This window comes from Cupriavidus numazuensis (assembly GCF_905397435.1).
GTDB classification, from domain to species: Bacteria; Pseudomonadota; Gammaproteobacteria; order Burkholderiales; family Burkholderiaceae; genus Cupriavidus; species Cupriavidus numazuensis.
In genome coordinates, this window is sequence record NZ_CAJPVI010000040.1 from 76,150 (window position 1) to 87,562 (window position 11,413).

13 protein-coding genes are annotated in these 11,413 nt (G+C 67.3%); 1 reads left to right on the forward strand and 12 read right to left on the reverse strand.

Annotation, left to right across the window (positions count from 1 at the left end; all coding sequences use genetic code 11):
- Positions 1–19: 19 nt before the first annotated feature.
- Entirely contained in the window at positions 20–409 is a 390-nt protein-coding gene (locus KHO41_RS27530) for a hypothetical protein (protein ID WP_211956412.1), read from the reverse strand.
- A gap of 132 nt (positions 410–541) precedes the next feature.
- Between KHO41_RS27530 and KHO41_RS27535 the strand changes: the two genes are divergently transcribed.
- Positions 542–1,267 (forward strand): Coq4 family protein, encoded by a 726-nt coding sequence (locus KHO41_RS27535; RefSeq protein WP_211956413.1) that lies wholly within the window; start codon positions 542–544, stop codon positions 1,265–1,267.
- Between the two features lie 12 nt (positions 1,268–1,279).
- Here the strand turns inward: KHO41_RS27535 and mdcH are convergent, their stop codons facing one another.
- From mdcH to KHO41_RS27590, 11 genes are all read right to left on the reverse strand, one after another.
- Positions 1,280–2,206, reverse strand: a complete 927-nt coding sequence (gene mdcH, locus KHO41_RS27540) for a malonate decarboxylase subunit epsilon (RefSeq protein ID WP_211956414.1) — start codon at positions 2,204–2,206, stop codon at positions 1,280–1,282.
- The gene (locus KHO41_RS27545) at positions 2,203–2,847 is read right to left on the reverse strand and encodes a malonate decarboxylase holo-ACP synthase (protein WP_211956415.1); all 645 of its coding nucleotides are present in this window, start codon (positions 2,845–2,847) and stop codon (positions 2,203–2,205) included. Before KHO41_RS27545 ends, mdcH begins: the two co-directional genes overlap by 4 nt.
- On the reverse strand, positions 2,835–3,656 hold the full coding sequence (gene mdcE / locus KHO41_RS27550) for a biotin-independent malonate decarboxylase subunit gamma (protein WP_211956416.1): 822 nt from the start codon (positions 3,654–3,656) through the stop codon (positions 2,835–2,837). The genes KHO41_RS27545 and mdcE overlap by 13 nt, the downstream gene beginning before the upstream one ends.
- Positions 3,653–4,513, reverse strand: coding sequence for a biotin-independent malonate decarboxylase subunit beta (locus KHO41_RS27555; RefSeq protein ID WP_211956417.1), 861 nt, complete (start codon positions 4,511–4,513; stop codon positions 3,653–3,655). Before KHO41_RS27555 ends, mdcE begins: the two co-directional genes overlap by 4 nt.
- Positions 4,510–4,827 carry a malonate decarboxylase subunit delta gene (locus KHO41_RS27560; protein ID WP_211956418.1) on the reverse strand — a complete coding sequence of 106 codons (318 nt, stop codon included), beginning with the start codon at positions 4,825–4,827 and terminating at the stop codon, positions 4,510–4,512. The genes KHO41_RS27555 and KHO41_RS27560 overlap by 4 nt, the downstream gene beginning before the upstream one ends.
- Positions 4,828–4,836: 9 nt before the next feature.
- Positions 4,837–5,751, reverse strand: coding sequence for a triphosphoribosyl-dephospho-CoA synthase (locus tag KHO41_RS27565; protein WP_211956419.1), 915 nt, complete (start codon positions 5,749–5,751; stop codon positions 4,837–4,839).
- On the reverse strand, positions 5,751–7,409 hold the full coding sequence (gene mdcA / locus KHO41_RS27570; RefSeq protein ID WP_211956420.1) for a malonate decarboxylase subunit alpha: 1,659 nt from the start codon (positions 7,407–7,409) through the stop codon (positions 5,751–5,753). The genes KHO41_RS27565 and mdcA overlap by 1 nt, the downstream gene beginning before the upstream one ends.
- Before the next feature lie 105 nt (positions 7,410–7,514).
- Complete coding sequence (locus KHO41_RS27575) at positions 7,515–8,435, reverse strand: LysR family transcriptional regulator (protein WP_211956421.1); 921 nt, start codon at positions 8,433–8,435, stop codon at positions 7,515–7,517.
- 47 nt (positions 8,436–8,482) lie between these two features.
- Positions 8,483–9,889, reverse strand: a complete 1,407-nt coding sequence (locus KHO41_RS27580) for an SLC13 family permease (protein WP_211956422.1) — start codon at positions 9,887–9,889, stop codon at positions 8,483–8,485.
- Positions 9,890–10,219: 330 nt separating this feature from the next.
- Positions 10,220–10,483 (reverse strand): cupin domain-containing protein, encoded by a 264-nt coding sequence (locus KHO41_RS27585; protein WP_211956423.1) that lies wholly within the window; start codon positions 10,481–10,483, stop codon positions 10,220–10,222.
- A gap of 127 nt (positions 10,484–10,610) precedes the next feature.
- Positions 10,611–11,009, reverse strand: coding sequence for a hypothetical protein (locus KHO41_RS27590; RefSeq protein WP_211956424.1), 399 nt, complete (start codon positions 11,007–11,009; stop codon positions 10,611–10,613).
- Between the last annotated feature and the right edge of the window lie 404 nt (positions 11,010–11,413).

An 11,413-nucleotide genomic window follows, 5' to 3' on the forward strand; every position in this document is an offset into this window, starting at 1 on the left:
GCGGCTCCGGCACCGATCCTCAGTGGTGGGCCATGCCGGGCTTGCAGTCCTGCACCCAACCGGCGACACGGCTCGGGGTCATCGTCGGACGCCACTCGCCCGAACCACGGATCTCGACATCCGTTCCCTGCCGCGCCTGCCGCAGGCTCACGATGTAGAAATAACCGGTGTCGGAGCGCGTGGCCGAGCCGATGCGCACATCGACCTTGCCCGGTTCCGGGTAGGCGACGACGTTGGCTTCTTCCCGGAGCCTGCTCTTCAGGCACAGCGTGAGGTCGCCGACGCTCGCGTCGGAATGGATCTGCTTCGGTTCCTGGGCCTCGAGGTATTCGACGTTGGCGCCGCTGGCGCAGGCGGCCAGCCAAGGCACCACGACCGCCGCGAGCAGGAGGATGCGGGTTGCGGACATGCATGTTCCCTTTGTGGATGCGACGCTGCATGCTACCTGAGAATGTGTAGCGCAGGTCCGTCCGAACCTCACACCGTGCCGGCTGCTGCCGAACGCCCGAGCCACTGACCCACTGCCGAAAGGATGACGCCGATGGACGCCGCGATTGCTCCAAATCCGTACAAGCGTGACTACGCCACCGCCTTCAGCGCGATGCGCAAGCTGCTGGCCGACGGGCACGACACCACGCAGGTGTTCCTGATCATGCGCGCGCTGAACGGGCCGTCCATGCCGAAGAATTTCGCGCGCCTGCTCGGCACGCCCGACGGGCGACGGCTGGTTTATCAGCGCACCGAACTGGCGGAGCGGCTCGCCGACCCTGCCTTCGTGGCGAGCTTTGCGCCGGGCACAGTGGGCGCTGCGTATCGCGATTTCCTGCGCAAGACCGGCTACAGCGCCGATGGACTGGCGGATATCTCCAACCTCGGCCGCGAGCCGCTGGTCGAAGACGCCTACATGTGGTTCGGCCGGCGCACGCGCGATATCCACGATATCTGGCACGTGCTGACCGGCTACCGCGCGGACGAGAGCCTGGGCGAAGCCGCGCTGGTCGCGTTCAGCTATGCGCAGACTGGCGGACTGGGTTGGGCGTTCATCGCGGTGGCGGCATCGCTGAAGAGCCTGCGCCTGACAGGGAGCGTCGCTTTTGCGCGTGCAGTGCTGGAAGGCTACCGCCTCGGCCGCCGCACGAAATGGCTGCTGGAAGAGGACTACGAAGCGCTGCTGCATGAACCGCTCGATGCCGCGCGTGCCCGGCTGGGCATTGGCGAGGCGCCGCGCTACATGGCGTGCAATCCGCTGCAGGACTGGCACGCCTGAGCGGCACGGCAGTTACGGCTGGCCGCGCCGCATGATCGCGGCCAGCGAATCGACGCGCGTCCTGTCCGCCGCAACGGCGATGCCATCCGCAAATACGGGCTGCGCCAGCCGCGTCAGCACATCACCGGGCGGCGCTTCGATGATCACGCGTGCACCGTTGGCGTAGGCCAGCAGCATGGTCTCGTGCCAGCGCACCGGGACGGCCATGTTGCGGGCCAGGTCATCGACGATCCGGCGCGGGTCCCGCAGTTCGCGCGCATGGCTCGCGCTGAAGTAGCGCTGGCGCGGTGGCGACACGGCAATGTCTGCCATGGCCTTGCCCAGTTCGGCGGCCGCGTCATCGAGCAGGGCGCAATGCGAAGGCACGTGGATCGCGACACGCTTCGCCGCCTGTGCGCCTGCAGCAAGTGCCAGCGTAGCGACGGCTTCCATGGCCGGGACGCTGCCGGCGATCACGATCTGTGCGGGCGCGTTGAAGTTGGCGAGATAGACGGGCGTTTGCGGTGTGTGGATCTGCGCCACCAGCGGCTCGAGCCGCATGCGCTCCATGCCGAGAATTGCCGTCATGCCGTAGCCGCTCGGATACGCCTGCTCCATGAGTTCGCCGCGCAGCCGCACGAGCCGCAGCGCGTCGGGGAACGACAGGACATCCGCACTGACGGCCGCTGCATAGGCGCCGATCGAAAGACCGGCAACGGCGTCGGCCCGGCCGCCTTCCGCCGCCAGGCAGCGCGCCATGGCCACGCCGGCCGTCAGCAGGCACAGTTGTACCCATACCGTCGATTGCAGGCGTGCTGCGGTGTCCATGCCGGCGGGCGGCATTTGCAGCACGTCGGCGGCTTCTGCAAGCACGGCGGCGACGGCCGGATGCTCGGGCAGGTCGGCGAGCATGCCGGCCCGCTGCGAGCCCTGGCCCGGAAAGGTCAGCAGCACGCTCATGGCGTCGCTCGCCACGGGTCAGCGCACATGCGGGGTCCGTGCGCTGTCTTCAGCAGCACCTTGCCGCGGGTGCGCCGCCATTCGAGGAACGAGAAGCCGCCTTGAGGCGTATCGACCTGGATGTCGATCCGTGCAGGGCCGGCATCCTGCAGCGCCGCCAGCAAATCCGCATTGGCTAGTGACAGCGAGTGGTCCGCGTAGACCAGCAGATCGAGGTCGCTCTGCGCATGCAGCACGTTGATGCCGCTAGCAAGCGTAAATCCAGCGCTGCCGCCCACGCCCCAGCGGATGTTGCGCGCGTCGAGCGCATCGGCCACCGCGTCGAGCGTGCGGATGGCGGCAAGTGCGGCCAGCTCCGGATGCCGCCATGCGCGCGACGCCGCGATGTCCATGGGCGTGACCACGCGCGCCACATCTACCGGGGAGACCCACGTACCGAACCGTTCTTCACGCGATCTTCCGCGCAGACCGATCGCGATCGCGCCGGTTCGTCTCGCATCACGCCGCACGACCACAGGTATCGTATCGAGCGCCGCGAGCGAGACCCAGTCCGGCAGCACCACGCCGCACAGGGCGCGGCGCGCATCGGCCAGCCAGAGCAGGTCGTGCGGCGCCGGACGGCACACGTTCAGGCTTGCCATTGCCGCAGCAGGCAATCGCGCACCTGACGTGACGCCTCACGGTTCTCGCCGTTGCGCCGGCCGGACAGGTCGCGCGCGCCGTCGCGCCGGATATCCGCGAGCGCGGCCAGGATCGTGTCGCGGGCCAGGTGGATGTCTGTTGGTTCGGGAGTATCGGCCGACGCCACATCGATCAGCCGCCACAGGATGCCGAGCGTCGCGAAGTTGCCGATGTCATACGCCATCGGCGGCACGGTGGCGGCCAGTGCCTCCAGGTCCTCGACGGTACGCATGGTGATGCGGGCCGCGGCGTCCTTGCCCATCGCGTGCACGAGCACGCCGCTGTCGCGCAGCGCGATGATGCGGTTGGCCTGGTAGCCATGCGCGAGGAACGCGCCCGACATGGCCTTGCCGACGATCAATGCCACGACCGGATGCCCGGCCAGGCGTGCTTCGGCATACGCGGCCGCTGCGGCTGCCAGAGACTGATGAATGCCGAGCGCCTCCTCGCGGCGGCCATAGGCCTGGCTGGGCGTATCGACCACCGCGACGATGGCGCGCTTGACCGCGGCATCGCGATCGGCCTCGACCACCTCGCGCACGGCCTGCGCGAGCGACCAGCCTTCGATCAGTCCGACCTCGCCGTTGCGAGCGCGTGGGAAGCGGCTATCCGCATCGGGCACCACGGCGATCCAGCGGACCAGTGTGCCGGCCAGCTCGCCGTCCGCGACGGTGACGGAGTCCGGAAAGCCTTCGCGGTATTGCGCCGCTGGCGCCAGTGCGCGCAGCCAGCGAGCGCCGCGGCTCATGTCCTTGTCTGTGGCGTTCATGCGTCAGTCTCCCGATGGAAGTGGCCAAACAGGCGCTGCACTTCGGCCGGCGTGGGCTGCACGCTGGCGTCGTAGTCCTGCAGCACGGACAGCACCTCGCGGTAGCGTTCGCTGCGATGCGTGGCGGATACGGGCACACGCAGCTCGCTCGCGACCGCGTCGCGCAGCGCGGCGCAGTCGTCGGCAACGTACACATCCGCGAAGCCCATGGCGGCACGCTGCGCGCCGCCGGTGAAGCTCCAGATAAACGGGCGGTCACGCGAATCGTATTCGGCAATGCCGGCTTCTTGTTCGATCACGGCGGGTCCGTTCAGGCCAAGCCGGCCTTCCTGCGTCATGACCAGCGACGTGCACAGCCCGGCGGCAATCGACATGCCACCAAAACATCCGACCTGCCCGGCGATCACGCCGACTACCGGCTGGTAGCGCCGCAGATCGACGATCGCCGCGTGGATATCCGCGATGGCCGCGAGGCCCAGGTTGGCTTCCTGCAGCCGCACGCCGCCGGTTTCCAGCAGCAGCACGGCGCGCGTCGGTACGCCGCGCCGGTTGTCCTCGGCGGCAAGCTCCAGCGCTCCGGCAATCTTCGCGCCGCCGACTTCGCCAAGGCTGCCGCCCTGAAAAGCCCCTTCAATGGCCAGCACCACGACGGGCTGCCCGTCGATGTGACCCTTCGCCACGATCACGCCGTCGTCGCTTTGCGGCACGATCCCCTGGCGTGCGAGCCACGGCGATTGCAGGCCGTCGAACGGCCCCGCCAGCTCGCGGAACGTGCCGGCATCCAGCAGCACGCGGGCCCGTTCACGCGCACTGAGTTCGATGAAGCTGTTGCGGGCGAGCAAGGACGCGGTGTTCATGTGCGCTCCTGTTGTCCGTGCGCGTCCAGCGCCTCGAATGCTTCGGCCAGCCGCATGCCGACCACGCCCGGCGTGGCGCCGAAATCGTGGATGCGGATCTGCATGGCGGCGCGCGGCTCCGCGGCGAATACGCGCGATAGCTGCGCGTCCCAGACGCGGGCATAGCCGTTGACGGAGGTCGTGACGTCCACCGTGGTCACGCCACCGGTGCCGGGCTCGACCAGCACTTCGAGATCGCCCGATCCCACCACACCGACCAGCACGCGGGCTGCGGCAGGCAAGCCTGCCGGGTATTCAAAACGCAGTTGTTCCATGGAAGCCTCCTAAATTTGCCCGGTCCCGGATGCCTGAGACAGCCTGTCGAGGAAGATCGTCGCGGCCAGCAAGTCCGCGGCGCCGCCCGGCGATGCGCGGCGGGCCAGCATGCCGGCGTCGAGTTCGCGCAGCGCGCGCCGGCCCGCGACGGTGCCTGACCCGCCTGCCGCCAGCACCGCATGCGCACCAGCCTGCATATAAGCGAGGCCAGCTCGGCCCGTCCTGGCCAGCACACAGGTGTCGTCCAGCGCGCTCATCAGCGCGAGCAGTGCATTGAGGCGCGCCACGGACTCGCTGTCGCCGCGCGTGCGGCTGTGTTGCAGCACTGGCAACGCGCGCCGCATGACGTGTGGAAAGCCCGCGTGCGCCTGCGCGCGGGCGCCGCCTACGCCATAAGCCAGGCAAGCCAGCTCGCCCTTGTTGCCGGTCACCGCAGGCCGGTGCCGATCGGTGAGCCGCGCGATGGCGCCGGCGGCGTGGCTGACCGCGCTTGCGCTGGCTCGTTTGCCGGCCGCATCAAGCTGCGCAGCCGCGCCGACCAGCAGCCCGAGGCACCAGATCGCGCCGCGATGTGTATTGACGCCACCCGTCGCTGCGAACATCGCGGTTTCCGCCTCCCGGCCAAGCGCACCGAGCCGCTCGCGCAGCGCATAGCCGACGCGCGTTGCCCGCTGGCCGGCCATGGCCATCGCTGCGAACGACGGGCCCAGCGCATGCGCGGAGCGCAGCATCAACGCCAGCGTCAGGTCGGCATGCGCGCCACTGCCGCGGCTGTCGACCAGGCCGGGTTTGGGCGAAAGCCGCGCTTCGTCGATGATGGCGTCGACCGCCAGGCCGGCCAGCGCTTGTGCATTCGCCGACGGTGCGTCGTTCAACGGGGCTGCATCTTCAGCCCAAATGATTCTTGCCGCTGTGCCGCCCATTACCAGCTCCGGAAGCGGGCCGGCGGCGCATACAGGCCACCCGACCACTCGACCAGATCCGCCATGCTCTTGGCCGCCAGCAGGCTGCGCGTGGCCTGGCTGCGCTGCACGCCAAGGTCTTCGGGCAGCGCGATCAGGCCGTCGCTGCGCATGCGGCGCGTCTGCGCGGGATCGTGCTTCAGGCCGATCGGCGTCACGCCGGCGACTGCCGCGATCATCCGGCGCCGCTCTTCGAGCGACTGCGCCTTGTACAGGTAGGCAATGCCTTCCTCGGTCAGCACGTGCGTGACGTCGTCGCCGTAGATCATGACCGGCGCGAGCGGCATGCCGCTTTCGCGTGCGACGTCCACGGCATCCATCGATTCGACGAAGGTCGGCTTGCCGCCGGCCTGGAAGGTTTCGACCATCTGCACGACGAGCTTGCGGCCGCGTGCGAGCGGGTCATCGGTCTCGATCAGGTCCAGCCATGCCGGGGTGGGATGGCGCCGTCCGCCAGGGTTGTGGCCCATATTCGGCGCGCCGCCGAAGCCTGACAGCCGGCCGCGCGTGACCGTGGACGAATGCCCGTCGCCGTCGATCTGCAGCGTCGAGCCGATGAACAGGTCCACCGCGTATTGGCCGGCAAGCTGGCAGAACGCGCGGTTCGATCGCATCGAGCCATCCGCGCCCGTGAAGAAGATGTCGGGGCGAGCGGCGACGTACGGCTCCATGCCCAGTTCGCTGCCAAAGCTGTGCACGCTTTCGACCCAGCCGGTTTCGATGGCCGGGATCAGCGTCGGATGCGGGTTCAGCGTCCAGTACTTGCAGATCTTGCCCTTGAGACCCAGCGACTCGGCATAGGTCGGCAGGATCAGTTCGATCGCCGCCGTGTTGAAGCCGATGCCGTGGTTCAGCGACTGCACCTGGTGGCGTTCGTAGATGCCGCGGATCGCCATCATCGCCATCAGCACGTGCACGGGCTTGATCAGGCGGGGATCGCGCGTGAACAGCGGCTCGCAGAAGAACGGCTGGTCGGCCTGCACCACGTAGTCGACCCACGAGCCCGGCACATCGACACGCGGCAGGTCGGCCGGGTCGTCGACGATCTCGTTGACCTGCGCGATCACGAGGCCGTCGCGGAACGCGGCGGCTTCCACGAGCGCGGGCGTGTCTTCGGTGCTCGGGCCGGTGTACAGGTTGCCATCGCGGTCGGCCTTGTAGCCAGCAATCAGCACGACGTTGGGCACGAGGTCCACGTAGAGGCGCGCGTACAGTTCGATATAGGTGTGGATCGCGCCGACTTCGAGCAGCCCGTCTTCGAGGAACTGCGAAATCCGGATGCTCTGTGCGCCCGCATACGAGAAGTCGAGCTTGCGCGCGATGCCGCGCTCGAACAGGTCCAGGTGCTCGACCCGGCTGACGCTCGGGATGATCATGTGCAGCCCGTTCACGCGCTCCGGGCTGACCTGCGCGAGCGAGCGGGACAGGAAATCGGCCTGCTTCTGGTTATTGCCTTCGACCACCACGCGATCGCCCGGGAGCAGTACGGCCTCCAGGAAGGGCACGATATCGCCGGTCGGTATGCGCTTGCCCTGCGCGATGGCGGCGCCTTGCTGCTTGCGCCGTGCCTTGGCTTCTCTGCGGGTGTTCCACTGACGCCCCGGGGTGGTGCTGGTCATCGTGTCTCCGGCTATGGTCTGTCTGATGGCTTCAACCATAAACAGCCGGAGAGCGCGGAACAATCACGCGTGGGGCAGGATCGTTACGCTTGGCGAAAGCGAGGCTTACTTCTCGGCTTGCCGCATCGCCATGCGGCACACGGCCGCCAGCGCAAGCAGGTTGGGATCGCGTTCGCGCCGGCGCAGGAAGCTCAGGCCAATGGTCTGCCGGATATTGTCGTAGTCGGACGTAAGCGGCACGAATGCCACATTGCGCGAATGCACGGCTTTCACGCGGCCTGGCAGCAGCGTGTAGCCGACGCCGCCGCCTACCAGGTTCATCAGCGAAAAGATGTCGCCGACCTTCATGACCAGGTTCGGCTGGAAATCCGCGATCTTGAACGCCTCCGCGAAGCCGCGCGAGGTGGCGAAGCCCTCGCTCAGCGACACGAACGGCTCGTCGCGGCAGGCGCGCAGGTCGACGGCTGGCATCGCCGCGTAGGGCGAGTCGGCCGGCGCGGCGAAGAAGATCTCGTCCTCGAACAGCGGGATGGATTCGATCTCGGGGTCCGGCTCGGGCGTGGCCATCAGCGTGGCGTCGATCGAGCCCTGCTTGAGCATCTGCAGCAGGTCGGCGTTCGAGCCCAGCACCAGTTCGGTCTGCAGGTCCGGGCGCCTGGCTTTCAGGCCGATCACGATCTGCGGCACCGTGTGCGCCGTCAGCGAATACAGCGAGCCGATCTTCAGATGATCGGCCAGGTAGCCGGCAGCCTCGCGCGTGGCGCGGATGCCGTCGGCCATGGCCTTGAGCACCTCGCGCGCGGTATCGGCCAGCACATGCGCCGCATCGGTCGGGATCAGGTTGCGGCCTTCATGCCGGAACAGCGCGCAGCTCGTCCCTTCTTCGAGCGAGTGCAGCGCGCGGTGCACGCTGACCGTGCTGGTATCGAGGATCTCCGCGGCCTTGGCCAGGTTGCCGGATTCCATGAACGCCAGCAGCGCTTCGAGTTTGCGGAAGGTGATCTCTTCGCCGATGCGGATTCTCATTGGGGGCACTGTTGGGAACGAGGCCCCCTATCTTAGCCGCGCGGCGCTCACAGCACGACAAAGACAAACCAGAGCACCACCGGGGCAATGATGGTGACCAGCATCCCATAGACCATGAGCTTGCGGAAGAACGCCTGCCGGTCCACGCCCTGCGCATTCGCCAGCACCAGCGCGCCGTTGGTGGAGAACGGGCTGACATCGACGATCGTCGACGACACAGCCATGGCGGCGATGAAGCCGATCGCGCTGACATCCGACCCTTGTTGCAGGAACGGCACTGCGAGCGGGATCAGCGAGCCGAGCACCGCGGTCGAAGAAGCGAACGCCGACACGACCGCGCCGACGAAGCACAGCAGCAGCGCGGCCATCATCGGCGATGTCAGTCCGGCGACGCTATGGCCGACGAAGTCGATGGTCCCCATCTTGTCCATCACGCCTACGTAGGTGCTGACGCCGACGATCAGCATGATCTCGGGCCACGACACCTGGCTCAGCGCGCGTTTCTGCTGCTCCGGCGCCATCAGCGTGAGCGCCAGCGCAATGGTCAGCGACACGAAGCCGATATCGAGCTTGAAGTAGAGCGTCAGCACCGCCAGTGCCACCAGGCCCGCCAGCGTCAGGTACTGGTAAAGGCCGGCAGGTGCCTCGGACAAGGTGGCGGCGCCACCTTCGAGCAGCGCGTCGGGGTCGTGCGAGATGGTCTTCTGCTCTTCCTGGCGCGCCTCGGCCTCCGCATCGCCAAAGATCTGGGCGCCCTGTGCTACTGGCGAGCCTGCGCTGAACGGATGGCCCATGGCCAGCACGCCGGTGGCCATGGCCTGGGGCGTGGCGGCCGCTTGCGCGGACTGGCGCATCAGGCGCAGTCCGCCAAACGCGACGAACAGCCCGGCGGCCACCGCCAGGTTGACGCCGAGGCTCGCAAACGCCGTCGCCATTTCGTTCAGCGGCAGGCCCGCCTTCTGCACGATCTTGTTGGTGATGCCGCCGTAGATGCTCATCGGCGAAAAGCCACCGCCTTGTGCCCCGTGAATCACCATCAGGCCCATCAGCAGCGGGTTGATGCCGTAGCGGGCCGCAAAGCCAAGCGCGATCGGCGCAATGATCGCCACCGCCGCCGGGCTGACCGCACCCACCGACGTCAGCAGTGCGGCAATCAGGAACATGATCCAGGGAATCGCGGCAATCCGGCCGCCCACCGCGCGCACGGCCATCCTGACCAGCCAGTCGATGGTGCCGTTGTTCTGCGCCACCGCGAACAGGTAGGTAATGCCGACAAGCGTCAGAAACAGGTCGGCGGGAAAGCCCGCCAGGATCGCCTTCGCCGGCATGGCCGCGGCGAACGTGCCGATCAGGAATGCGCCGACAAAGGCCAGCACGCCCATATTGACCGGCAGGACCGTGGCGATGACGAACATCAGCCCCAGGACGGAGATGGAAATCAGGTGTAGCGACATGGCAGACTCCAAGGCGGCAGGCGCGAGCGCGTCCGCCGCCTGGTTGGAAGGCGGGGAGAAGGTAAAACCGGATCCTCGGGAAGGAACGCCTGGCGTGGGCGCCCCGGCTGCTATGGCGTGGCGGGAGTGATAGGCACGTCAGTCTCCTGTTGCTTGAGAACAGCGCGGGCAGCACGGGCGAGATGGGCGCGCCCACCGCTGTTCCAGACTATTTGTTGTGGAACTGACAATAGGGAGCGGCGGGAGGCACGTCAATTAAGGCGCCTTGCGAATCCTTACGCAAAGCGAAACAGGCAAGCGGGGCGAGCCGCTGCCGTCACGGCGAACTTGCTAGCGGCGGCCTACGAGATACTCCACGCCGTCGGGCCCGTAGCGCTCGGCATGCGGGAGATTGGCGGGCAGGTGAAAGACGTCTCCCGCCTTGTAGAGCCGCTCGTCATCGCCGATGCGGATGTGGATTTCCCCGGCCAGGATCAGCGCCTTGGCTTCGAACGGATGCGAGTGCTCGTCCATGGCGCCGGCTTCCCGCGTCACGGTCACGAATTCCTCAAAGCCCTCGCGGGAGAGGGCATCGACGAACGCTTCTCGTTGCATGTGGGTTCCCGGTGGCAGTGATGCAGGCGAGCAAGGCCTCTCGCGTCTCTGCAATATAGCGGATGCCGGGTCGGAGACTGCCACGCAGGGCCGGGCGCCACAGTGATCGAACGCCCGGCCCGGCAGGTCAGGCGACGCTCCCGTCCGTGTAGACATCCATCATGCGCGACGGCTCGCTCGACACGCCGCGGCGGTCCATACCGGCCAGTGAGCCTTCGCTATACACATCGAAACCGCGCGACGGCTCGCTCGACACGCCACGGCGGTCCATACCGGACAGCTTGCGTGCGTCCTCGATGTCACGCGTAGCGGGGGCGACATCGCGCGCGCCATCGGTGTACGGGTCATAGCGGCCCACGCGGGCGCCGTTGCCATAGACGTCGCGTGCGTCGGTGCGGAAGTTGTAGCCGTACTTGTCGCCGGGGAACGGACTGTCGCGCGGGTCGGTGGCATGGGCAGTGCCGGCAACGAAGGCGGCGGCAAAAGCGGCAGAAGCGAGGATCGAAGTGGCCAGTTTGCGGGTCATGTCGTAACTCCTTGTATTGGAAGGGAAGCGGGCAGAACGTGACGGACGTTCTCTTCCTTTTACGCACGCCGCATGCCAATGGATGTGGTGGGAAAAATGTGGCTGTGCTGGCGCAAAAATGCGTCGAAAGTGCAGTTGCCGCGTGTGGAATGGTGGGTGCGGGCCAACACGGGGTCTCAGCGTTACCGCGGGGATCCAACAGTTCCGATGCAGGCCTTGTGTGCTGCTGGTTCGCTGGTTCGCTGGTGTGGCCGGTGGGGCTTCTCGTTGGGGGCGGGTTGTCGCTCTTCGCTGGCGCGGCTGTTTCGCCGGCGTAGCCGGCGAGTCACTTTTGTCCGAGCGACAAAAGTAACCAAAAACGCGTTTTGGTTGCCCCAAAGGGGCGAATTTTTATCGTAGTGTGC